22 protein-coding genes and 1 pseudogene are annotated in these 20770 nt (G+C 69.8%); 12 read left to right on the forward strand and 11 right to left on the reverse strand.

What is annotated here, in order from left to right:
- The first annotated feature begins 35 nt into the window (after positions 1 to 35).
- From ACSQ2H_RS18855 to ACSQ2H_RS18875, 5 genes and pseudogenes are all read left to right on the forward strand, one after another.
- Positions 36 to 551: a Rid family hydrolase gene (locus ACSQ2H_RS18855; RefSeq protein WP_436062909.1), complete on the forward strand. Its 516-nt coding sequence runs from the start codon at positions 36 to 38 to the stop codon at positions 549 to 551.
- The gene (locus ACSQ2H_RS18860) at positions 548 to 1747 is read left to right on the forward strand and encodes an alanine racemase (protein ID WP_436062910.1); all 1200 of its coding nucleotides are present in this window, start codon (positions 548 to 550) and stop codon (positions 1745 to 1747) included. Before ACSQ2H_RS18855 ends, ACSQ2H_RS18860 begins: the two co-directional genes overlap by 4 nt.
- 79 nt (positions 1748 to 1826) lie before the next feature.
- Positions 1827 to 2939 carry an S-(hydroxymethyl)glutathione dehydrogenase/class III alcohol dehydrogenase gene (locus tag ACSQ2H_RS18865; RefSeq protein ID WP_436062911.1) on the forward strand — a complete coding sequence of 371 codons (1113 nt, stop codon included), beginning with the start codon at positions 1827 to 1829 and terminating at the stop codon, positions 2937 to 2939.
- Positions 2940 to 2958: 19 nt separating this feature from the next.
- Positions 2959 to 3783 carry a phosphate/phosphite/phosphonate ABC transporter substrate-binding protein gene (locus tag ACSQ2H_RS18870; protein WP_436062912.1) on the forward strand — a complete coding sequence of 275 codons (825 nt, stop codon included), beginning with the start codon at positions 2959 to 2961 and terminating at the stop codon, positions 3781 to 3783.
- Positions 3784 to 3787: 4 nt separating this feature from the next.
- Positions 3788 to 3969 (forward strand): annotated as a pseudogene (locus ACSQ2H_RS18875) (S-(hydroxymethyl)glutathione dehydrogenase); the annotation flags it as partial.
- Positions 3970 to 3981: 12 nt separating this feature from the next.
- Here ACSQ2H_RS18875 and ACSQ2H_RS18880 read toward each other — a convergent pair.
- The gene (locus ACSQ2H_RS18880) at positions 3982 to 5004 is read right to left on the reverse strand and encodes a hypothetical protein (protein ID WP_436062913.1); all 1023 of its coding nucleotides are present in this window, start codon (positions 5002 to 5004) and stop codon (positions 3982 to 3984) included.
- Between the two features lie 467 nt (positions 5005 to 5471).
- On the opposite strand from ACSQ2H_RS18880, the gene ACSQ2H_RS18885 reads away from it, so the two are divergent.
- Positions 5472 to 6263, forward strand: coding sequence for a hypothetical protein (locus tag ACSQ2H_RS18885; protein WP_436062914.1), 792 nt, complete (start codon positions 5472 to 5474; stop codon positions 6261 to 6263).
- Here the strand turns inward: ACSQ2H_RS18885 and ACSQ2H_RS18890 are convergent.
- The 4 genes from ACSQ2H_RS18890 to ACSQ2H_RS18905 are packed head-to-tail and all read right to left on the reverse strand — an operon-like array spanning position 6236 to position 11700.
- Positions 6236 to 7036: an aminoglycoside 3'-phosphotransferase gene (locus tag ACSQ2H_RS18890; RefSeq protein WP_436062915.1), complete on the reverse strand. Its 801-nt coding sequence runs from the start codon at positions 7034 to 7036 to the stop codon at positions 6236 to 6238. The genes ACSQ2H_RS18885 and ACSQ2H_RS18890 overlap by 28 nt on opposite strands.
- Positions 7037 to 7070: 34 nt before the next feature.
- On the reverse strand, positions 7071 to 8951 hold the full coding sequence (locus tag ACSQ2H_RS18895) for an acetyl/propionyl/methylcrotonyl-CoA carboxylase subunit alpha (protein ID WP_436062916.1): 1881 nt from the start codon (positions 8949 to 8951) through the stop codon (positions 7071 to 7073).
- Positions 8952 to 8953: 2 nt separating this feature from the next.
- Positions 8954 to 10546 carry a carboxyl transferase domain-containing protein gene (locus tag ACSQ2H_RS18900; protein WP_436062917.1) on the reverse strand — a complete coding sequence of 531 codons (1593 nt, stop codon included), beginning with the start codon at positions 10544 to 10546 and terminating at the stop codon, positions 8954 to 8956.
- On the reverse strand, positions 10543 to 11700 hold the full coding sequence (locus ACSQ2H_RS18905; RefSeq protein ID WP_436062918.1) for an isovaleryl-CoA dehydrogenase: 1158 nt from the start codon (positions 11698 to 11700) through the stop codon (positions 10543 to 10545). Before ACSQ2H_RS18905 ends, ACSQ2H_RS18900 begins: the two co-directional genes overlap by 4 nt.
- A 110-nt stretch (positions 11701 to 11810) precedes the next feature.
- Between ACSQ2H_RS18905 and ACSQ2H_RS18910 the strand changes: the two genes are divergently transcribed.
- Positions 11811 to 12665, forward strand: coding sequence for a LysR family transcriptional regulator (locus ACSQ2H_RS18910; RefSeq protein ID WP_436062919.1), 855 nt, complete (start codon positions 11811 to 11813; stop codon positions 12663 to 12665).
- On the opposite strand, the gene ACSQ2H_RS18915 is transcribed toward ACSQ2H_RS18910, so the two are convergent.
- Complete coding sequence (locus tag ACSQ2H_RS18915) at positions 12666 to 13142, reverse strand: hypothetical protein (protein WP_436062920.1); 477 nt, start codon at positions 13140 to 13142, stop codon at positions 12666 to 12668.
- A gap of 160 nt (positions 13143 to 13302) precedes the next feature.
- Here ACSQ2H_RS18915 and ACSQ2H_RS18920 point away from each other — a divergent pair, with 160 nt between their 5' ends.
- A complete protein-coding gene (locus tag ACSQ2H_RS18920; protein WP_436062921.1) occupies positions 13303 to 13692 on the forward strand; it encodes a YidH family protein in 390 nt (129 codons plus the stop codon).
- A gap of 101 nt (positions 13693 to 13793) precedes the next feature.
- Here the strand turns inward: ACSQ2H_RS18920 and ACSQ2H_RS18925 are convergent, their stop codons facing one another.
- Entirely contained in the window at positions 13794 to 14369 is a 576-nt protein-coding gene (locus ACSQ2H_RS18925) for a beta/gamma crystallin-related protein (protein WP_436062922.1), read from the reverse strand.
- Positions 14370 to 14496: 127 nt separating this feature from the next.
- Here ACSQ2H_RS18925 and ACSQ2H_RS18930 point away from each other — a divergent pair, with 127 nt between their 5' ends.
- On the forward strand, positions 14497 to 15084 hold the full coding sequence (locus ACSQ2H_RS18930) for a GNAT family N-acetyltransferase (RefSeq protein WP_436062923.1): 588 nt from the start codon (positions 14497 to 14499) through the stop codon (positions 15082 to 15084).
- Here ACSQ2H_RS18930 and ACSQ2H_RS18935 read toward each other — a convergent pair.
- Positions 15081 to 15608, reverse strand: coding sequence for a GNAT family N-acetyltransferase (locus ACSQ2H_RS18935; protein ID WP_436062924.1), 528 nt, complete (start codon positions 15606 to 15608; stop codon positions 15081 to 15083). The two genes, ACSQ2H_RS18930 and ACSQ2H_RS18935, sit on opposite strands and share 4 nt — an antisense overlap.
- A 38-nt stretch (positions 15609 to 15646) precedes the next feature.
- Here ACSQ2H_RS18935 and fghA point away from each other — a divergent pair, with 38 nt between their 5' ends.
- A complete protein-coding gene (gene fghA, locus ACSQ2H_RS18940) occupies positions 15647 to 16480 on the forward strand; it encodes an S-formylglutathione hydrolase (RefSeq protein ID WP_436062925.1) in 834 nt (277 codons plus the stop codon).
- Between the two features lie 44 nt (positions 16481 to 16524).
- Here fghA and ACSQ2H_RS18945 read toward each other — a convergent pair whose 3' ends face one another.
- Entirely contained in the window at positions 16525 to 17388 is an 864-nt protein-coding gene (locus ACSQ2H_RS18945) for a dienelactone hydrolase family protein (RefSeq protein WP_436062926.1), read from the reverse strand.
- 77 nt (positions 17389 to 17465) lie between these two features.
- Complete coding sequence (locus tag ACSQ2H_RS18950) at positions 17466 to 18161, reverse strand: hypothetical protein (RefSeq protein WP_436062927.1); 696 nt, start codon at positions 18159 to 18161, stop codon at positions 17466 to 17468.
- Positions 18162 to 18318: 157 nt separating this feature from the next.
- On the opposite strand from ACSQ2H_RS18950, the gene ACSQ2H_RS18955 reads away from it, so the two are divergent.
- Positions 18319 to 18792 (forward strand): hypothetical protein, encoded by a 474-nt coding sequence (locus ACSQ2H_RS18955; RefSeq protein ID WP_436062928.1) that lies wholly within the window; start codon positions 18319 to 18321, stop codon positions 18790 to 18792.
- Positions 18789 to 20126, forward strand: coding sequence for a GAF domain-containing protein (locus ACSQ2H_RS18960; protein ID WP_436062929.1), 1338 nt, complete (start codon positions 18789 to 18791; stop codon positions 20124 to 20126). Before ACSQ2H_RS18955 ends, ACSQ2H_RS18960 begins: the two co-directional genes overlap by 4 nt.
- On the opposite strand, the gene ACSQ2H_RS18965 is transcribed toward ACSQ2H_RS18960, so the two are convergent.
- A complete protein-coding gene (locus ACSQ2H_RS18965) occupies positions 20127 to 20768 on the reverse strand; it encodes a TetR/AcrR family transcriptional regulator (RefSeq protein ID WP_436062930.1) in 642 nt (213 codons plus the stop codon). It abuts the gene before it with no gap.
- Positions 20769 to 20770: the final 2 nt, after the last annotated feature.

Consider the following 20770-nt stretch of genomic DNA (forward strand, 5'->3'; position numbering starts at 1 on the left):
CGTCGGAAGCTCAGCTGTCCAGACGAGAGCCCCGCATGCGCGCCCTGATCTTCGCCTTCCTGCTGCTGGCCGCCGGTTCGGCGTCGGCCCAGGACTATCCGATCCGCCTGCCCTCGCCCGGCGGCGAAGTGATCCTGCCGAACGCCGGCGCCAAGAAGGCGCACGACGAGTGGCGCTACGCCGCCGCGCGGCGGGCCGGCGACACGCTCTATGTCTCCGGCGTGGTGGTGTTCCGCGCGCCGGGCGAAGGCAATGACGCGGCGGCCTTCAAGCTGCAGGCCCGGCGGGGATTCGAGCAGTTGAAGAAGACCCTGACCGCATCGGGCGTCAGCTTCGCCGACGTGGCGATGATCAACTCGTTCCACGTCTGGGACGGGCCCAACTTCGCCGGAACCAAGGACCAGCAGTTCGCCGCCTTCGAGGAGGTGGTGGGCGAATACTTCAAGCCGCCCTATCCAGCCTGGACCGCGGTTGGTACGACCGGGCTCCTCGGTGAGACCGGGCTCGTAGAAGTCCAGCTCATCGTCCATTCGCCGGCGAGGAAACCGTGACCGACACCCTGGGCCCCCTGCTCTCGTTCCAACCTCCCGTGACGCCGGCCCTGGTCGTGCGGCGAGCGGCGCTGGAGGCGAACCTGGCGACCATGCAGGCCGCGTGCAGCGCCGCGGGCGTCGGCCTGCGGGCCCATGGCAAGATGCACAAGTGCACGACGCTGGGACGCCGGCAGGTCGAGCTGGGCGCGGTCGGGCTGTGCTGCCAGACGGTCGGCGAGGCGCAGGCCTACGCCGCCGCGGGCGTGGGCGACCTGCTGATCACCTCGCCGCCGGCGCCGTGGGGGGCGGAGAAGATCGCCGCCATCGCCGCCTCGGGCGTGAACATCGCGGTGGTCGCCGACGACGCCGAGCAAATCGCGCGGCTGGGCGCGGCGGCCCTGGCCGCCGGGACCACGGTCGGCCTGGTGGTCGACATCGACCTGGGCACCCATCGCACCGGCGTGCCGCCCGAGCAGGTCGAGGCCCTGGCGCGGCTGGCCGCCGGGACGCCGGGCCTCGCCTATCGCGGCATCCAGGCCTATCTCGGCCACCTGCAGCACCTGGCCGACCTGGAGGCGCGGCGCGCCGCCTGCCAGGTGACCCGCCAGCGGCTGGGGGCCCTGGTCGGCGAGCTGACGCAGGCCGGGCTGAAGCCGGAGCTGGTCACCGGCGGCGGCACCGGCACCTATGTCGAGGACCTGGCCAGCGGCGTGTTCAACGAGATCCAGGCCGGCTCCTACGTGTTCATGGACGTCGAGTACGAGGACTGCGGCGCCATCGACGGCCAGGCCTGGCCGTTCGCCCAGGCGCTGTTCATCGCCACCAGCGTGGTCTCGGCCCGCCACAAGACCCACGTGGTCTGCGACAGCGGGCTGAAGGCGCACTCGGTCGACGGCCCGCCGGCCCGCGTGGCGGCCGGCGCGCCGCAGGGGACGCGCTGGCGGCCGATGGGCGACGAGCACGCGGCCCTGTTCCATCCGGCGATGATGGGCGTGGTCAAGGCGGCCGGGGCCGACTTCGCCGGCGGCGTCGCCGCCGCCGACGAGGACGCGTCGATCGCCTGGCCGGCCGACGCGCCCAAGGTCGGCGACGTGGTCTGGCTGCAGCCGGGCCATATCGACCCGACCATCAACCTCTATGACGCGCTGCTCGTGGTGGACGAGGACGGATCCTTCGAAACCTGGCCGGTGGACGCACGGCGCAGTTCACGCTGATCGTGGCTTTCCCTTCGGGAAGCCGCGTCGTAGTGGGGGGCGAACACCCGCAGCCCCCTACGCCGCCCATGAGGACGCCATGAAGACCCGCGCCGCCGTCGCCTTCGAAGCCAAGAAGCCGCTGGAAATCGTCGAGGTCGACCTGGAAGGTCCCAAGGCGTTCGAAGTGCTGGTCGAGATCAAGGCCACCGGCATCTGTCACACCGACGCCTACACCCTCGACGGGCTGGACTCTGAGGGCATCTTCCCCTCGATCCTCGGCCACGAGGGCGCGGGCGTGGTGGTCGAGGTCGGCCCCGGCGTCACCAGCCTGAAGCCCGGCGACCACGTGATCCCGCTTTACACGCCCGAATGCCGGCAGTGCAAAAGCTGCCTGAGCCGCAAGACCAACCTCTGCACCGCGATCCGCGGCACCCAGGGCAAGGGCCAGATGCCGGACGGCACCAGCCGCTTCTCCTATCGTGGCCAGGCCATCGCCCACTACATGGGCTGCTCGACCTTCTCGAACTACACCGTGCTGCCGGAGATCGCGCTGGCCAAGATCCGGCCCGACGCCCCGTTCGACAAGGCCTGCTACATCGGCTGCGGCGTCACCACCGGGGTCGGCGCGGTGGTCAATACGGCCGGCGTCGAGCCCGGCTCGAACGCCGTCGTCTTCGGCCTCGGCGGCATCGGCCTCAACGTCATCCAGGGCCTGAAGATGGTGGGCGCCGACATGATCGTCGGCGTCGACATCAACCCCGAGCGCGAGGCCTGGGGCCGCAAGTTCGGCATGACCCACTTCGTCAATCCGAACGACATCGGCGGCGCCGACATCGTGCAGCACCTGGTCGCCCTGACCGACGGCGGCGCGGACTACACCTTCGACTGCACCGGCAACACCAACGTCATGCGCCAGGCGCTGGAAGCCTGCCATCGCGGCTGGGGCGAGAGCGTGATCATCGGCGTGGCCGAAGCCGGCAAGGAGATCTCCACCCGCCCGTTCCAGCTGGTCACCGGCCGCGTCTGGAAGGGCTCGGCCTTCGGCGGCGCCCGCGGCCGCACCGACGTGCCGAAGATCGTCGACTGGTACATGGACGGGAAGATCCAGATCGACCCGATGATCACCCACGTCATGCCGCTCGAAGACATCAACAAGGCCTTCGACCTGATGCACGCGGGCGAGAGCATCAGAAGCGTCGTGGTGTTCTAGAGACAATGGCGCGGCGGGCATGATCTCCTTCCTGATCGCCGCGCAACTGGCGGCCGCCGCGCCGCCGCCGCTGAAAGTGGCGACCTACGCCTATCCCAAGTACGACCGCGCCGTGGCGTTGGCGCCGATGGCCGAGCGCCTGGGCGCGGCGCTGGGGCGCCAGACGCAGATCGTGCTGCTGGAGAACCCCGACGCCCTGGCCCAGGCGCTGCGCGCCGGCGAGGTGGACGTCGCCATGACCAACCTCGCCTCCTATCTGGCCGCGCGGACCGAGCCGAACGTGCAGGCCGTCGCGGTGCTGGACGTGCCGGAGGCGACCGCCGGGCTCTATCGCGGCGTGCTGGTCGCGCGGCGGGACGCTGGACTCGCCTCGATGGCCGATCTGCCGGCCAAGGCGGCGCGCCTGCGCTACGCCGAGGTGCTGCCCGGCTCGACCTCCGGCGCCCTCGTCCAGGCAGCCGCGCTGCGCGAGACCCGCCTCGGACCGAGCAGCTTCACACAGGTCGACCAGGCCGGGACCCACGAGGCGGCGCTGGCCGCGTTGCAAGCCGGAACCGCCGACCTCGCCGCCTTCGCCGAGGGACCCTGGCGCAAGCTGAAGGCCGAAGACCCGCGCGCTGCCGAAGGCCTGGTGGAGCTGTGGCGCTCGGACCCGCTGCCGCCCGGGCCGGTGGTCTGCGTCCGCGCCGCGACGACGCCGTGCGACGAGATCGGGGCTGTGCTGCTGAGCGAGGCCGGTGTGGCAGCCGAACTCGCCAAGGGGTGGTCCGAGACCGAGGGAGCGGTGCGGCTCATGGCCTACGGCGAGGCGCCCTACGCGCGGTTTTCGGCCCCGATCCCGTAGCTTCGTAATCATCGGCGTGGCCGAGGCCGGCAAGGAGATCTCCACCCGCCCGTTCCAGCTGGTCACCGGCCGCGTCTGGAAGGGCTCGGCCTTCGGCGGCGCCCGCGGCCGCCGCTCGAAGACATCAACAAGGCCTTCGACCTGATGCACGCGGGCGAGAGCATCAGAAGCGTGGTGGTGTTCTAGGGGCGATCGTTCTCAGCGTTGCGGTGGACCGCGGTCGTCAGCGGTCCGTCCAGCGGCGCCTACTGCAGCGCCAACACCAGCGATGCGACCAACATCGCGCGGCAGGAAGTGGTCGATGATGTACTTGTGTCCCAACGCCCTGAGGGCCGCCTTCTGGCCTGCGCTAAGCTTCGCCCAGCGACCAAACTTTGCTTCGAGCAGTCCGTCCTGCAACGCCTGATCCGCAATCGTCTTGCGGCCGCCGAATTCTCGCTCGACTTGTGTCTTCGGCGCTCGTCCATCGCGAGCGACCGACTTCACGTAGGATAGGCCCTCGCCAAGCCGCCCCTTCAACTTCGGCGACAACGCGCTTGAGCCGTACGTGCCGAGTCCGCCCGCTGCCCGTCCGGCGACAAAGCCGGCCAATGCGCCATGTGTCGCGTCGTCGATCAGGTCCGCAGCACTAGTCGCCTCTCCTGAGGCCAGCGATTGGGCAAGCGGGGTAACGGCGCCGGCGGCGCTCGCCGCAGCCTTCACGCCGCCAAAGCGCCCCGCAACGCCGCTAACACCCCCGGCCAACACTGCGGCCCCGTAGTCGCGTGCGCTGCTTAGCTCGCCTTGAGCGACGTCAGCAGCGAGTTGCCCTCCGCCGCCCACAGTAGCCCCGCCGACCGCCGACAGTCGCGTAACGCCACGCATGTCCAGGCCGAGGCGTTGCACAGGCTGCGCATTTCTCACGATGCGCGCTCCGTTCGGTATGGCGCGAACGATCGCCGCGCCGCTTCCCATGTTGCCCGCCGCGAGCCCAAGCCCCGCGCCCGCGATTTGTCCTGTGGACCGGGCGGTCGATCGATTTGCCTTGTCGAAGGCATCGCGTCCTTGCTCCGCGGCCAGTTCCGCCGCGAAGTTCTCTCTGAAGGATCGATCGTCTTTCGTCGTCGGCGTTATCAGGCTGATGGCCGTCGCCCCCGCGGCGTTCAACCCGGCAGCGATCTCATCCGACTTGCGGAAGGCGAGCACGTCGGCGGCGCCCCGAACAAAGGTGTCTGCCTGCATCGCCGCCTCGACCAATGCACCGCGAGCGTCCGAGCTTCGCGGGGCGGCTGGGCGTGACGCAGGCTTCGTCGATTGACGCGGCGGAGCAGATTTCGCAGGCGCCCGCGTGCCGGGTTTGGATGCCGCAACCGCAGCCGCAACAAGCAAAGGCGTACGCAGGTTCGGCGGAAGCCGCGGATCCTGAGCCAGCCGCACCGCCGTCCGAACCGCCTCGGCAGAGACTTGTCGACCCAGCTTGGCGGCATCGTTGCGCACCGCTGCTATCGCGGCTTGGCCATCCTTCTGCGCCCGCCTCACCCGGTCGCCGGCCTCGCTGACTATCGTGAGCAACCTCGACCTAGGATCCATCCACACCGTCCTTTGCTGCCTATGCCGCTATGCGCGCCGAGAGAACAATGTAATCTGAGATTGCAAACTTGGCCAGAACAAAATAAGAACATCAGGGAAGCGCTGTTCGGAGCTGATCCATGTGGCTGTTGGTGTACGTACCCGCGATTTTCGGCATCCTGCGCTATCGGCGTTGGAGCTACTGGCGTTGGGTCGTGGCGATGTTGATCTGGCAAGCCGCCGCCCAGTTTCTGTTCGCAAGCCATGGGACGCTGGACGACCCCACGGGCGACGGGCTGATTAGTCGCGCCATAAGACAGGCCACTGACAATGGTCCGGCGCTCGCCGCCTATGGGGTGGCGTTCTTGGTGCTCTTCTATGGCGGGGTCGTCTACCTCGTGCGCCAGCTCTACCGCGACGCTAGATCCGGACGTCAGGAAACCGCCTCAAAGCCGCGCAAATCGCTGGAGATCGTAGCGCTGACGGCGGTCATCGGCGCGCTGCTCTACACGAGCCTCCCATTCCTCTGGGGTGATGACGCGCTCGAAGGCGCCGGCAACCCGCAGACGGTTGAAGCTATTCTGGACACCGCCGTTGCGCAGGTTAAGCCCGAGTTGCCGGTGAAGCTCGATGACGTCACCACGTTGACCAACGTTTCACGTGAGGCCCGAACAATAGTCTTCGACTATCTCATCAACATCGCCGACCTGTCGCGCGATGCGGTCGCTGAGTACATCAGATCCGACGTGGTCGGTACGATGTGCGCCCACCCCACGAACCAAAAGCTTCTGCAGGCTGGCGCTACAATTCGTCTACGCTATAGCCTCGCGTCGGGCGGAGCCCCGCTGATCCATGACTTAACCGCCGACCTCTGCAAAGCGGGTCGCCCTAGCGGCTCTCTCGCTCAGAAGAACTCGTCCATCAGCCGGTAGAAGGCGCAGGCGGCTTCGTCGACGGCGCTGAGCGGGTAGCGCTCGCGCAGGATGGCGGCGGCGTCGAGGCGGGGGTGGTTGAACTTCGCCGAGCGCAGGAAGAGGGCGAGGTCCTGGTAGCGGTCGGCCAGGCCGAAGCGGCCGAGGTCGACCATGCCGACCGGGCGGCCGGGGCTCCAGATGAAGTTGGGCAGGCTGGCGTCGCCGTGGGTGAGGACCAGGCGCTCGCTGGCTGGGCGGGTCGCGCGGGCGTGGTCGAGCGCCTGGGGCGCGGTCCAGCCGAGCCGCTCGGCGTCGAAGTCCTCCTCGTCGACCAGGCGGGCGGCGACGCGGCGCTCGGCGAGGGCGAACTTGGCGGGCAGGCTCATGTCGAACGGGCAGCCGGCCGGATCGAGGCCGTGCAGCCGGGCGAGAAGGTCGGCGGTGGCGGCCAGGGCGTCGGCGGCGTCGTGCGGCGCGACGTGCGAGACCGCCTGGCCGTGCAGCCGCTCGCTGACCAGGCAGAAGCCGCCCTCGAAGGGGCCGCTCCACAGGGTGGCGGCGACGCGCACGCGGCCGGCCAGCCAGCGCACGACCTCGCCCTCGCGGGCCAGGGCTTCGGCGCTGCCGGGATGATCGCCGGGGGCGAACTTGACGACGCAGGGGCCGACCGTGGCGATCAGGTCGCCCGACTGGCCGTGGCCGACGATCTCGACCGGGGCGCAGCCGCGCGGCAGGCCCGCGGCCTCCAGCATGCAGAGCACGTACTCATCGGCGGAAGCGACCTCGTTCATGGCCGCCTCTCCTCGCACGCCAAAGTGTAGGTTCCTAGGTGGTGACGAGCCTGGCCAATGTCACCCCCTCGCTGACCTGGTCGCCCACAGAAACCGACAGGGATTCGACCTGCCCGTCGAAGGGCGCGCTGAGGGCGTGCTCCATCTTCATGGCCTCTAGGGTCAGCAGGGTCTGGCCGCGCACCACCTTGTCGCCGACCGACACCGCGACGGCCACCACCTTGCCCGGCATCGGCGAGGCGATCGCCCCGTCGCCGCCGCCGCCGTGCGCCGCGTCCTTGACCGGCGGGCGCAGGGTGAGGACGAAGGTCTCGCCCGCGTCGAAGACCACCACCTCGCCGTCGTCGGTGAGCAGCACGTCGCCCGGCAGGTCGTCGCTGGAGAGCGGCGCATCGAAGCCCTGGTCGCCGAGATAGAGCCGCATGGCGGCGGCCGGCGGGGCGTTGAGCCGGAACCCGGTCAGGCCGTCCCACGGATCGGCGGGGGCGTCTTCCTCGTCGAGGGTGACGGCCATGGCCGCCGAGGCGAGCGCGTGCTCGGACGGCGCCGGCTGGGCGGCCAGGGCCTCGATCCGCGCCTCGATGAAGCCGGTGTCGACGTCGCCGGCGATGAAGTCGGGGTGGTCGAGGCAGCGGGCCAGGAAGCCGGCGTTGGACTTGACCGGCCAGACCTCGACCTCGCTGCAGGCCTCCGCCAACAGGTCGCTGGCGCCCTCGCGGGTGGCGGCGTGGGCGATCAGCTTGGCGATCATCGGGTCGTAGAAGGGCGAGACCTCGCCGCCCTCCTCCACGCCGGTGTCCACGCGGACCAGGTCCTCGGGCAGCTTGAAGTGCTCGAGCGGACCGATCGAGGGCAGGAAGCCGCCGGCCGGGTTCTCGGCGTAGAGGCGCGCCTCCATGGCGTGGCCGGAGAGGACGATGTCTTCCTGGGCCAGCGGCAGCGGCTCGCCCGCGGCGACGCGGATCTGCCACTCGACCAGGTCGACGCCGGTGACCGCCTCGGTGACCGGGTGCTCGACCTGCAGGCGGGTGTTCATTTCCATGAACCAGATGCGGTCGGGCTTCAGGCCCTCGCTGGCGTCGGCGATGAACTCGACGGTGCCGGCGCCGACATAGCCGACGGCCTGGGCGGCGCGGACGGCGGCCCCCGTGACGGCGGCGCGCGCGGCCTCGCTCATGCCGGGGGCCGGGGCTTCCTCGATGACCTTCTGGTGGCGGCGCTGCAGCGAGCAGTCGCGCTCATAGAGGTGGACGACCTGGCCCTGGGCGTCGCCGAACACCTGCACCTCGATGTGGCGCGGGCGGGTGACATAGGTCTCCAGCAGCACCCGGTCGTCGCCGAACGAGGCGGCGGCCTCGCGTTGGCAGGAGGTCAGGGCGGCGGCGAAGGCGGCCGCGTCGTCGACCTTGCGCATGCCCTTGCCGCCGCCGCCGGCGACGGCCTTGATCAGCACGGGGTAGCCGATCTTGTCGGCCTCGGCCTGCAGCCGCGCGGGGCTCTGGTCTTCGCCGAGATAGCCGGGCGTCACCGGCACGCCGGCGCCCGCCATCAGCGACTTGGCGGCGTCCTTCAGGCCCATGGCGCGGATCGCGGCGGGCGGCGGACCGATCCAGATCAGGCCGGCGGCGACCACCGCCTCGGCGAACTTGGCGTTCTCGGAGAGGAAGCCGTAGCCCGGATGGATGGCGTCGGCGCCCGTCGCCAGCGCCGCGTCGATGATCTTCTCGCCGACGAGGTAGCTCTCGCGCGCCGCGGCGGGGCCGATCAGCACGGCCTGGTCGGCCATGCGCACGTGCGGGGCGTCGGCGTCGGCCTCGGAATAGACCGCGACGGTTGAGAGGCCCATGGCCTGGGCGGTGCGGAAGACGCGGCAGGCGATTTCGCCGCGATTGGCGACCAGAATGCTGCTGATCATGGTCACATCCGGAAGACGCCGAACCGGGTTTCCGGGATCGGCGCGTTGAGGGCTGCGGAAATGGAAAGGCCCAGCACGTCGCGGGTCTGAACCGGGTCGATGATGCCGTCGTCCCAGAGCCGGGCGGTGGCGAAATAGGGCGAGCCCTCGTGCTCGTAGCGCTCGCGGATCGGGGCCTTGAAGGCCTCCTCCTCGGCCGGCGACCACTTGCCTGAGTCGCGGTGGACGGTGGCCAGCACGCTGGCGGCCTGCTCGCCCCCCATCACCGAGATGCGGCTGTTGGGCCAGGTCCACAGGAAGCGCGGGCTATAGGCCCGGCCGCACATGCCGTAGTTGCCGGCCCCGAACGAGCCGCCGATCAGCACGGTGAACTTCGGCACCTCGGCGCTGGCGACGGCGGTGACCAGCTTGGCGCCGTCCTTGGCGATGCCGCCAGCCTCGTACTTCCCGCCGACCATGAAGCCGGAGATGTTCTGCAGGAAGACCAGCGGGACCTTGCGCTTGCAGGCCAGCTCGATGAAGTGCGCGCCCTTCAGCGCGCTTTCCGAGAACAGCACGCCGTTGTTGGCGAGGATCGCCACCGGCTGGCCCCAGATGCGGGCGAAGCCGCAGACCAGGGTCGTGCCGTAGAGGGCCTTGAACTCGTCGAAGTCCGAGCCGTCGACGATGCGGGCGATGACCTCGCGCACGTCGTAGGGCGCGCGCACGTCGGTGGGCACGATGCCGTAAAGCTCGGCCGGGTCGTACGCCGGCGGGCGCGGCTCGCGCAGGTCCTGATCGACGACCTTGCGGGTGTTCAGGTTGGCGACGATGGAGCGGACGATGGTCAGGGCGTGCTCGTCGTCCTCGGCCACATAGTCGACGACGCCCGAGCGACGGCCGTGGGTGTCGGCGCCGCCGAGCTCCTCGGCGGTGATCACTTCGCCGGTGGCGGCCTTCACCAGCGGCGGGCCGCCGAGGAAGATGGTGCCCTGGCCACGGACGATCACCGTCTCGTCGGACATGGCCGGGACGTAGGCGCCGCCGGCGGTGCACGAGCCCATGACGCAGGCGATCTGGGGGATGCCCTCGCCGCTCATCCGGGCCTGGTTGAAGAAGATGCGGCCGAAGTGCTCACGGTCGGGGAAGACCTCGGCCTGGTGCGGCAGGTTCGCGCCGCCGGAGTCCACCAAGTAGACGCACGGCAGGCGGTTCTGCATGGCGATCTCCTGCGCCCGCAGATGCTTCTTCACCGTGGTCGGGAAGTAGGCCCCGCCCTTCACCGTCGCGTCGTTGGCGACGATCATCACCTCGCGGCCGGAGACGCGGCCGATGCCGGTGATGATGCCGGCGCCGGGGGCCTCGTCCTTGTAGAGGCCGTGGGCGGCGAGCCCGCCGACCTCCAGGAACGGCGCGCCGGGATCGAGCAGCCGCTCGACCCGCTGGCGCGGCAGCAGCTTGCCGCGCGAGGCGTGGCGCTGGCGCGACGGCTCCGGACCGCCGAGGGCGGCATGGGCCGTGCGCTCGGCGAGCTCGGCGGCCAAGGCGCGATTATGCGTGTCGTTGGCCTGGAAGGCCGCGGAGGCCTTGTCGATCGAAGTGGCGAGTTTGGTCATGCGCCCAGCAGCTCCCGGCCGATGAGGAAGCGGCGGATCTCGTTGGTGCCCGCGCCGATGTCGTAGAGCTTGGCGTCGCGGACCAGCCGCTCGACCGGAAACTCCTTGGTGTAGCCGGCGCCGCCGAGGGCCTGGACGGCCTCCAGGCTGACCTTCACGGCGTTCTCGGAGGCCAGCAGGATCGCGCCGGCCGCGTCGAAGCGGGTGGTGAGCCCGGCGTCGCAGGCCTTGGCCACCGCGTAGACGTAGGTGCGGGCCGAATTCAGCGCGACGTACATGTCGGCGATCTTGCCCTGCATCAGCTGGAACGAACCGATCGGCTTGCCGAACTGCTTGCGCTCGCGGACGTAGGGCAGAACCACGTCGAGACAGGCCTGCATGATGCCCAGCGGCCCGGCGGCGAGCACGGCGCGCTCGTAGTCGAGGCCGCTCATCAGAACGCCGGCGCCGCCATTCAGCGGGCCGAGCACATTCTCCTCGGGGATTTCGCAGTCCTCGAACACCAGCTCGGCGGTGTCGGAGCCGCGCATGCCCATCTTGTCGAGCTTGGGCGAGACGCTGAACCCCTTCATGCCCTTCTCGACGAGGAAGGCGGTGACGCCGCGGCTGCCCTCGTCCGGCGAGGTCTTGGCGTAGACGACCAGCGTGTCGGCGTGCGGAGCGTTGGTGATCCAGAATTTCGTGCCGTTCAGCACGTAGCGGTCACCGCGATGCGCCGCGTGGGTGCGCATGGAAATCACGTCGGAACCGGAGCCGACCTCGCTCATGGCCAGCGAACCGACATGCTCGCCGCTGATCAGGCCCGGCAGGTATTTGCGCTTCTGTTCGACCGAACCCCAGCGGCGGATCTGATTGACGCAGAGGTTGGAGTGGGCGCCGTAGGAGAGGCCGACCGAGGCCGAGGCGCGGGACACCTCCTCCATCGCCACCACGTGCTCCAGATAGCCGAGGCCGAGACCGCCGAACTCCTCCTCGACGGTGATCCCGTGCAGGCCGAGCTCGCCCATCTGCGGCCAGAGTTCGCGCGGGAAGGTGTTGGTGGCGTCCACCTGCGCGGCGATCGGCGCGATCTTGTCGGCGGCGAAGCGGGCGGTGGTCTCGCGGATCGCGTCGGCGTTCTCGCCGAGGCCGAACTGGAAGTTTGGACCGGACATTCTGCGTGCCTTCTGCGGGGCGGGTCTGGGGCTAACCTCGCAAAACTAGCGCCGGCTGAACAATCCACAAAATTGAACGATCATGATGCATATGATAGATCTCATCTATCATGGACCGCTACCTGCTGCGCTACTTCCTGGCCGTCGTCGAGACCGGGAACTTCAGCCGCGCCGCGGCGCGCGAGAACGTCGCCCAGCCCACGCTCTCGGCCGGCATCGCCAAGCTGGAAGGCCAGCTTCAGGCGCGACTGTTCGACCGCACCAATCGCCGGGTGCACCTGACCGAAGCCGGCAGCCGCTTCCTGGTCCACGCGCGCCGCATCGAGCACGAGTTCAACCTGGCCCAGGCGGCGGTGTCGGGCGCCGCGCCCGCCCAGCTTCTGCGGGTGGCGGTGCTGTCGACCATCCCAGCCGCCCTGATCGAGGAGATCCTGGCCCGCCGGCCCCGCGGCGCCGAGCGCATCGAACTGCTCGAAGGTTCTGAGCGGGAGGTGCTCAGCTTGCTGGACCGCGGCCGGGTCGAAGCCGCGCTGACGGCGATCAATCCGTCCACGGATCGTTTCGCCAGCGAGCGCCTGCATGAGGAAGGCTATGGCCTGGCTCTGCCGGCCGGGCATCGGCTCGCCGGCGCAGACATGGTCGACGGCGAAGCGCTGGCTGACGAGGTGATGATGGTCCGCCGCCACTGCGAGGTGCTGGCCCAGACCAGCCGCTATTTCACCGACCGCGGCGTGCGGCCGTTCTTCAGCTATCGCGGGGCCAGCGACGAGAAAGTGCTGGCCCTGGTCCGCGCCGACCTTGGGATCACCGTCATGCCTGACAGCTATCGTGATCCGGGCGTGGCCCGGGTCGGTCTGGAGGGCTTCACCCCACGGCGGGTCATCGGGCTCTGCTACGCCGGCGAAGCTGCGCGGCCCAGCGCCTTCGTCCAGGCCGCACGCGAGGTGTTCGGCGAGATGGGCTGACTACTTCCGCTGGACCCCGGCCATGCCGCCGGCTTCCGCGCCGAGCGCCTCCAGCTTCTCGGTGTCCAGGTAGGTCCCCATATTGGACATGCCCTGCGCAACCTGCTGGTCGCTCATCAGATCGGCCATGGCCACCTGACCGAGCACGCCGAACGCCGCCTGCATGGTCGCCGGGCCCTCGTAACGCAGCGCATCGATCGTCTCCTTGCGACAATCGACGGTCAGCAGGCGCTGTGTCAGGGCGGCCGCCTTCTTGGTGACCGCGTCATGCTGCACTGTAGTGAGCTTGGAATAGGGCTTCACCTCCGGGTGCAGGGACATGGCCCCGTAGATCCAGAGGACCATGTCGTTGCGGTCCTGGGGGCTTGAGGCCTTGACCAGGCACTTGGAGAGATCGTCGCCATAGAGGCCCGCCTGGGCCGTCGATCCGTACGCCGCAAGCACCAGCGCCGCCGCCGCGGCCGCAAACCGAACCATCGGTTACTCCCCCCAAAACAAGCCGCGAACCTTAAGCATGGAAGGCCGACACGCAAGGCGCCTCGGGCGAGCGATCGCCGCCGCCCTCCTCCGGTAAACGCCCGATCCCCGCGGCGACGCGCGCATGGTTCCTTGCCTCGACCACGACGGGAGCCCCGCCATGACCGCCTCGCGACCGAAGGGCAATTTGGGCCTGCCCAGCGACCTGGGCACCATGCGGACGATCATGGCCGCGGACCGCACGCTGATGGCCTGGGTCCGCACCTCGCTGTCGATGCTGAGCTTCGGCTTCACGATCTACAAGTTCCTGGAGACCGCCGCGCAGAACGAGCAACTGGCGCGGCCCAACAGCCCCCAGCAGGTCGGACTTTTCCTGGCCGGCGTCGGCACGCTGTCGATGCTGCTCGGCGTGATCAGCTACTGGACTACGCTCAAGGACCTGCGGCGCACCGAAGAGTTCCGCCTGGGACGCCCGACGCTGTTCATCTCGCTGGTGATGACTCTCGCCGGCCTCGCCCTGTTCGTCGGCATCGCGGGCCGGGCCGTCTGACCTAGTCCTTGCGGAACTTGAGCGGGCCCGAGGCGGTGGCGATCACCAGCGCGCCGTCCGGCGTGAAGCTGTAGCCGGAGGCGGCGCTGAGAGAAGGCGCATCAGTTCCACCGGCTGCAGAGGACGTCGGCCAGGAAGATACGGCCCGAGATGGTCTGGGCGGCGCTGTTCCTCGAACGGACGTAGCCCATCGACTTGCAGAAGCTGTCGGCTTCGCGGGTGATGCAGGCCGAGCCGCCGCCCTCGCGATTGCAGGCCTCGATGCGGCGACCGCGGCTTTCCGGCGCGGGGAAGAACTCGGCCGCCATGCCCTTCAGCGAGCGCCCGCCGCCGCCGGGAACGGGCTGCGGCAGGGGTGTGGCCGCAGCGCGGATCGACCGCACGCCGCTGACCCCGAGTTGGGCCTGGAGATTGGTGCTGGAGCCAGTGAGCACGGTACAGCGACCGCGGAAGTTGGGCAGTTCGCACACCTCCCACGAACTGCCGCCGCCCATGCGGATGCTGCGCGCCGACCAGGTGGCCGGGATCACCGGCATGTCACGCACCACGGTCAGGCTGCGGCCTTCATAGTTGGTCGCCGAGAACAGCTGAGCGTTGGGAGCCATGCGATCCTGGGCCGAAGCCGGAACGGCCAGCGCCAGAAGGGCGGCCGAAGCCAGGATGATCCGAGACAACATGCAGTCCTCCCAAATTGCCCGTCGCCGACTCTAATGGAAGAGCGCGGCCGTAGTTCCCGCGCTGTGCGTTGACAAGCCGACGCCCCACAGGCGTGGTCCGCGTGAATTGCGGCGCAGAGGAACGGCCATGCTGACAGACGGCTATCACGACGTGCCGGCGGGCAAGATCGCCACCATCGTCACCTCGCTGGAGATGCACGCCCCGCCGCCGCTGCGCCCGGAGGCGGGCGGCGAGACCTGGACGCTGCGTCGGCTGGAACGTCCGGGGATCGAGGAATACCGCGCGCTGTACTCCACGGTCGGTCGCGACTGGTTGTGGTTCTCGCGGCTGCTGATGGCCGACGCTGACCTGGCCGCCGTGATCGGCGCGCCCGGCGTCGAGGTCTACCGGCTGGAGGCGCCCGAGGGCGTCGGCATCCTCGAGCTCGACTTCCGCGCCGAGGGCGAGTGCGAACTGGCTTTCTTCGGCGTGTCGCCGGGACTGGTCGGCGGCGGCGCCGGACGCTGGATGATGAACCGCGCCGTGCAGCGGGCCTGGTCCGCCCCGATCAAGCGGTTCTGGGTGCACACCTGCACGCTCGACCATCCCGGCGCGCTGGCCTTCTACGTGCGCTCGGGCTTCACCCCGTTCCGCCGGCAGGTGGAGATCGCCGACGATCCGCGGCTGCTGGACCTGGCGCCGCGGGACTCCGCGAGTCACGTGCCGCTGATCTAGCGGACCTTCAGCGCGGCGATGTCGGCGGTCATGTAGCGCGCGTCGTCGCCATAGCCGGCGACCTTGGAGCGCAGCGGCTCCTCCAGGCCGTCCTGCACGACGTATCCCAGCTTTTCCCAGAACCGCCAGGCGCCCTGCACCGCCACGAGATCGCCGTGCACGAGCCCGGCGTCCAGAGCCGCCCCCGACGCCGACGCCACCAGTTCGCGGCCCAGTCCCAGGCCGCGCGCGGCGGGGCCGATCGCGAGGTCGTGGACGAACCAGTTGTCGGTCGGAGGCGGCGGACCAAGCGTCGTGCCGATCGGCGGGGGACTGGCGGCCGGCCACGGGTGGCTGAGGATGTAGGCCCGCAGCTCGTCGCCCTCGAACGCGCCCCAGCAGAGGTTCGGCGCGATGGTCAGGCGGCTGGCCAGGATCTCCTGCGGTTCGTGGAACAGCGGCTCGAAGGCGACAAGCTGCAACGCGGCGACCGCCGGCATGTCGGCGGGCTTCAATGGGCGCAGGGAGGCTCGCTTCTCGGTCATGGGTCGGCTTATAGACCCTGGTCAGTCAGGAGGTCCCCATGCCGGTCGAAATTCTTCAGCAGCACAAGGTTCATGGCGGGACGCTGAGCTATGTCCGCCATCAGAGCGCGGCGACGGGGACGCCGATGCGGTTCTCGGTGTTCGTCCCGAGCGGCGCGAGCGGACCGGTTCCGTATCTGATCTGGCTGTCGGGCCTGACCTGCACCGAGGACAACTTCACCACCAAGGCCGGCGCCTACGCCTATGCGGCCAAGGCCGGCGTCGCCATCGTCGCCCCCGACACCAGCCCCCGCGGAGAGGGCGTCGCCGACGATCCGGCCTATGACCTCGGCCAAGGCGCCGGCTTCTATGTCGACGCCACGCAGGCGCCCTGGGCGCCGCACTTCAAGATGGAGACCTACGTCGTCGCCGACCTGATCGCCGCGGCCGAGGAGGCCTTTGCGCTGGACGGCGGGCGGCGCGGGATCTTCGGCCACTCGATGGGCGGCCATGGCGCCCTGACCCTGGCCCTGCGCCATCCCCAGCTGTTCAAGACGGTCTCGGCCTTCGCGCCGATCGCCTCCCCGACCCGCTGCCCGTGGGGCCAGAAGGCGCTGGGCGCCTATCTCGGCGCGGACGAGGCCGCCTGGGCCGCGCACGACAGCGCCCTACTGATCGCCGCCGGCAAGGCGCGCGGCCGCGAGATCCTGGTCGACCAGGGCGGCGGCGACACCTTCCTGGCCGAGCAGTTGAAGCCCGAACTGCTGCAGGCGGCGGCGGCAGAGGGCGGCGCGAGCCTGACCCTGCGCATGCAGGAGGGCTACGACCACTCCTACTTCTTCATCACCAGCTTCGTCGGCGACCACGTCGCCTGGCACGCCGCGCGGCTCTAGGCGCGGCGGGAGCGGTCGGCGGACGCGCCGCCGACCGCAGGCGCCTAGAGCGCGCGCTTGTAGAGGTCGAGCAGTTCGGCCCAGGCCTTTTCGGCAGCCGGCTCGTTGTAGACTTGGCTGCCCTTGACGGTCCAACCGTGGGCGGCGCCTTCGTAGACCTCCACCCGGCTCTTCAGCTTGGCCGCGTCGAGCGCGCCCTTGAGCTTTTCCTTGGCCGCCGGGTCCTGCTTGTCGTCGTTGTCGGCGACCAGGACCATGTACTCGGCATGCGTCTTGGGCAGCACCAGGTGCGGGCTGGTCGGCGCGTCGGTGAAGAGGCCCCCGCCGTGGAAACTGGCCACCGCGCCGACCCGGTTCGGGACCGCGCCGGCGGTGCGGAAGGCCAGCGGCCCGCCCATGCAGTAGCCTTGCGTGCCGACCTTCTTCTTTTTGTCGGTCTGCGGCAGGGCGTCGAGGAAGGCGAGATAGGCGACGGCGTCGCGATCGGTGCCTTCCGGCGTCACGCTGGCGCGCAGCGGCGCGAGCTTGGCCCGGTCGTCGGCGTTGGCGAAGTTGAAGGCGCCGTCGACCACCGGGGCCTTCTTGACCCGGTAGTAGAGGTTGGGAACCAGCACCACGTAGCCCGACGAGGCCAGGCGCTTGCCCATCTCGCGGAACACCGGCCGCAGGCTGACCACGTCAGGCCACAGCACCACCGCGGGCCACGAGCCCTTGCCCTCCGGATAGTAGAGCGCGGCGTCGGCGACACCGTCCGGGGTCTTGATCTCGACGTCCTTCTCGACGACCGGAACCGCCGCGTGCGCGTTGGCGGCGGTCAGGCCGGCCGCCGCCACGGTCATCAGGCCGAACGTCCGGCGCGAAACGGTGGGATCCTCGATCAGACCCTGGTGGATATCGTCGTCGCACATGGCGTCACCTCCCTTTTTGTCCGGCCCATGGAGCGCAGCATTTGTTGCGCGGATGTGTCGGCGAGGGAAGCTCGGCTTCAGGCGGCCAGGCCCAGCCGCTCCAATTCGGCGAAGTCCGCGCGCGGCAGGGTCGGGCGGGCCGCAAGGTCGATGACCGCCGCGTAGGCCTCCGGCGGCGCGCCCGCCTTCATGCCCGTGAGCAGGCCGGCGCGCTCGGCCGGGTTCATCGCCGGCAGCATGATGCGCATCGTGTCGATCGTCTCCTGCGGCGACAGCGAGGCGATGATCGCCTGTTCCATCGCCATCAGTTCGTCGTCGTCGAACTGGGCGCAGAGCAGCGGCCAGATCACCGTTTCCTCGTGCAGCATGTGCAGCAGATCCTCGGCGACGAAGGCGCTGAACTCCAGATAGAGGACCCGGCCAAGACCGGGGCGATCGGCGGCGTCGCCGTGCTCGAGCCGCTTGATGGCCGCGTCGAGCGCCGCAAAGCGGGCGCGGTGATGTTCGTGCTGGTCGTCGAGCGCCGCCACGGCGTCCGGCGCGCGGGCCGCCAACGCCGTGTGAATGTGCAGTTCCTCGTGCGCCAGGTGCTGGGCGCCGATGTCCAGATGGGCCCTCAGGTCGGCGAGCAGAGGCCGCACGTCGGCGGAGAAGTCGGCCGAACCCAGCCGCGCAGCCATGGCCCCGTGCGCCAGGCGCAGGCCTTTGTGGACAGGGCCGTAGATGTCCCAGCGGCGCGCGGCCGAGAGGGCGAGGAGGTCCGTGCTGGTCATGTTGCGTCTCTTGGCTGGGCCGCCCGACGGCGGCGCGATGGCGTTGACGCGGTCCCTACGCCCGGCCTCCAGGCGGCTCATCCTAAATAGTTCCTAAGCAGCGAACGGCGTTCCTAAAACAACGCTATCGGGTTAGCTTTGCGGCAGGGGAACTGCTGTGATCGACGCGGAACTGACGGCCCTGCTGCGGGAACCGGTGATGATGGTGTTCGCGGCCAGGAGCGCCGCGGGCCTGCCGGCCTTGGGCCGGGCGCTGGGCGCGCGTCCCGCACCGGACGGCGCGACGGTCGACATCTTCACGCCCGCCGCCCAGTGGGGTGAGGCCCTGAGCGGTCTGCGCCCCGGTTCGCCGCTGGCCTTCACCTTCGTCCGCCCCGACACCTATCGGACGTTCCAGTTGAAGGGCGAGCTGATCTCGATCGCGCCCTCCGGCGCCGAGGACATCGCCGCCGCCGAACGCTATGTGGCGCAGGTCTCGCAGGCGCTGACCGGCCTGGGCGTGCAGCCCCAGCAGATGGCCCACTGGCTGGGACGCAGCGATCTCGTCACCCTGCGCCTGGCGCCGAGCATGGCCTTCCGCCAGACGCCCGGGCCGCATGCGGGCGAGCGCCTTCCGGATCACGGCGCGTGAAGACGCCCCTCGCCAGCATCCGCGACTGCTTCGAAGGGGTGATCCCCTCGGTTATCGCCACCCTGGATGCGGCCGGGCAGCCGAACGTCTCGTACCTGTCGCAGGTCTATCTGGTGGACGCCGAGCACGTGGCGCTGTCGAACCAGTTCTTCTCCAAGACCGCCGCCAACGTCGCGGCGACCGGTCGGGCGCATGTGCTGGTGGTCAGCGGCCGGACGGGCGCGCAATTCGCATTGGACGTCGAGCACCGGGCCTCGCTGGCCGAGGGGCCGGTGTTCGACAAGATGTCGGCCCAGCTGACCGCGATCAGTTCCCAGCACGGCGTCGGCGACGCGATGGTGCTGCGCAGCGCCGAGCTCTACTGGGTCAGCGAATGTCGGGCGATCCTGGGACCGCCGATGCTGGCCGAGACGGTCCCGTCGCCGACGGCGCAGGATCGCCTGGCCCTGGCCGCCCGGGTCGCGGCGGCCATCGCCGCGCAGGCGGACGCCGAGGCGATGGTCGATGCAGCGCTCGACGGGTTGGTCGCCGCATTCGGCTTCGCCAACGCCATGCTGCTGATGCTCGACGACCATGACGGCCGCCTCGCCACCCTCGCCAGTCGAGGCTACGCGCAGGGCGGCGCGGGGTCCGAAGTGGCGCTGGGCGAGGGCGCCATCGGCATCGCCGCGGCCAGCGGGCAAGCCATCCGGCTCAGCGACATGAGCCGCGGTCGAAGGATGGCGGCGGCGGTGACGGCCGGCGCGGCGCTCGGCATCGAGCGATCGGTTCCCCTGCCCGGCCTGGACGAACCGCAGAGCCAGCTCGCCGCGCCGATGGTCAGCCGGGGAAAGGTGCACGGGGTGCTGTTCGCCGAGTCCTCCCAGCGCTTCTGGTTCGGACCCGATGACGAGGAGGCGCTGATGCTGATCGGCGGCCAACTGGCGGCCAGCCTGCGCCTGGCCGAGCTGGAGGCCCGCGAGGCCGAGGCCGCGACGACCCGACACGAACCGGCTGGGGCCGAAGGCGAGATCCGGGTCAAGTACTTCGCCCATGACGACAGCCTGTTCCTCGACGACGCCTACCTGATCAAGGGGGTGCCCGGCCGGCTGCTGTTCCATCTGCTGACGGTGTTCGCCGACACCGGCCGGCGCGACTTCACCAATCGCGAGATCCGGCTCGAGGCCTCTCTCCGCCTGCCTGGGCTGAAGGACAACCTGGAGACCCGGCTGATCCTGCTGCGCAGGCGCCTGGAGGAGAAGGGCGCGCCGATCCGGCTGGCGCGGCCCGGTCGCGGGCAGATCCGCCTCGAGCTCGACGGCGTCCCGAGGCTGGAGACCGCGCCGCCCGTCTGATCAGCCGTCGCGCCAGAGGCCGCGGGCGATGACGCGCAGCTGGCTGGCGATCAGGTGCTCGCGCTCAGACCACGGAAAGCCCGGTTTGGCGATCAACAGGGACACCAGACCGTGCATCCCCGACCAGGCGCACTGGGTCAGGGTCTCGATGTCGAGGTCGATGGTCAGCCCGCGGGCGTGGAGCTTGGCCAGTTCGCCGCGGAGCACGCCGTAGGTCGCCTGCACCGCCGGCAGGGTGGCCAGGTCCTTCGGCTCGTGCCGCAACTTGCCGACATGCTGGCCCTCGGACATGAAGGCGATGCGGTACATGTCCGGGTTCTCAAGTCCGAAGTCGACATAGATGCGCAGCATCCGGACGACACCGTCGAGGTTGTCGATCTGACCGTGGTCCCCCACCGCCAGCTTGTCGGCCAGCAGCGCGAAGGCGCGGTCCTGCAGCTCGTGGCCGATATCGTCCTTGGTCGGAAAGTAGGCGTAGAGCGTCGGCTGGGAGATGCCGACGACCTGGGCGATCTGCCGCGTCGAGACGGCGTAGATGCCGAATTCGGTGAACAGCTTCAGCGCCGCCGCGAGTATCTCCTCGCGGCGTTCGGCCCCCTGGCCCTTCGCCTTGCGTGGCGAACGTGAGCTCGGCGCATTCATTC

The sequence above is a fragment of the Phenylobacterium sp. LjRoot97 genome, from assembly GCF_964254345.1.
Taxonomy (GTDB): Bacteria; Pseudomonadota; Alphaproteobacteria; order Caulobacterales; family Caulobacteraceae; genus Phenylobacterium.

Bases quoted from the DNA above. Each gene is read 5' to 3' on its own strand.
- ACSQ2H_RS18965 (WP_436062930.1), bottom strand. From the start codon at position 20,768: ATGAATGCGCCGAGCTCACGTTCGCCACGCAAGGCGAAGGGCCAGGGG.
- ACSQ2H_RS18885 (WP_436062914.1), top strand. From the start codon at position 5,472: ATGTGGCTGTTGGTGTACGTACCCGCGATTTTCGGCATCCTGCGCTAT.
- ACSQ2H_RS18910 (WP_436062919.1), top strand. From the start codon at position 11,811: ATGGACCGCTACCTGCTGCGCTACTTCCTGGCCGTCGTCGAGACCGGG.
- ACSQ2H_RS18925 (WP_436062922.1), bottom strand. From the start codon at position 14,369: ATGTTGTCTCGGATCATCCTGGCTTCGGCCGCCCTTCTGGCGCTGGCC.
- ACSQ2H_RS18935 (WP_436062924.1), bottom strand. From the start codon at position 15,608: ATGACCGAGAAGCGAGCCTCCCTGCGCCCATTGAAGCCCGCCGACATG.
- ACSQ2H_RS18900 (WP_436062917.1), bottom strand. From the start codon at position 10,546: ATGACCAAACTCGCCACTTCGATCGACAAGGCCTCCGCGGCCTTCCAG.
- ACSQ2H_RS18915 (WP_436062920.1), bottom strand. From the start codon at position 13,142: ATGGTTCGGTTTGCGGCCGCGGCGGCGGCGCTGGTGCTTGCGGCGTAC.
- ACSQ2H_RS18870 (WP_436062912.1), top strand. From the start codon at position 2,959: ATGATCTCCTTCCTGATCGCCGCGCAACTGGCGGCCGCCGCGCCGCCG.
- ACSQ2H_RS18890 (WP_436062915.1), bottom strand. From the start codon at position 7,036: ATGAACGAGGTCGCTTCCGCCGATGAGTACGTGCTCTGCATGCTGGAG.
- fghA (WP_436062925.1), top strand. From the start codon at position 15,647: ATGCCGGTCGAAATTCTTCAGCAGCACAAGGTTCATGGCGGGACGCTG.
- ACSQ2H_RS18920 (WP_436062921.1), top strand. From the start codon at position 13,303: ATGACCGCCTCGCGACCGAAGGGCAATTTGGGCCTGCCCAGCGACCTG.
- ACSQ2H_RS18950 (WP_436062927.1), bottom strand. From the start codon at position 18,161: ATGACCAGCACGGACCTCCTCGCCCTCTCGGCCGCGCGCCGCTGGGAC.
- ACSQ2H_RS18945 (WP_436062926.1), bottom strand. From the start codon at position 17,388: ATGTGCGACGACGATATCCACCAGGGTCTGATCGAGGATCCCACCGTT.
- ACSQ2H_RS18865 (WP_436062911.1), top strand. From the start codon at position 1,827: ATGAAGACCCGCGCCGCCGTCGCCTTCGAAGCCAAGAAGCCGCTGGAA.
- ACSQ2H_RS18905 (WP_436062918.1), bottom strand. From the start codon at position 11,700: ATGTCCGGTCCAAACTTCCAGTTCGGCCTCGGCGAGAACGCCGACGCG.
- ACSQ2H_RS18880 (WP_436062913.1), bottom strand. From the start codon at position 5,004: ATGCAGGCAGACACCTTTGTTCGGGGCGCCGCCGACGTGCTCGCCTTC.
- ACSQ2H_RS18855 (WP_436062909.1), top strand. From the start codon at position 36: ATGCGCGCCCTGATCTTCGCCTTCCTGCTGCTGGCCGCCGGTTCGGCG.
- ACSQ2H_RS18895 (WP_436062916.1), bottom strand. From the start codon at position 8,951: ATGATCAGCAGCATTCTGGTCGCCAATCGCGGCGAAATCGCCTGCCGC.
- ACSQ2H_RS18930 (WP_436062923.1), top strand. From the start codon at position 14,497: ATGCTGACAGACGGCTATCACGACGTGCCGGCGGGCAAGATCGCCACC.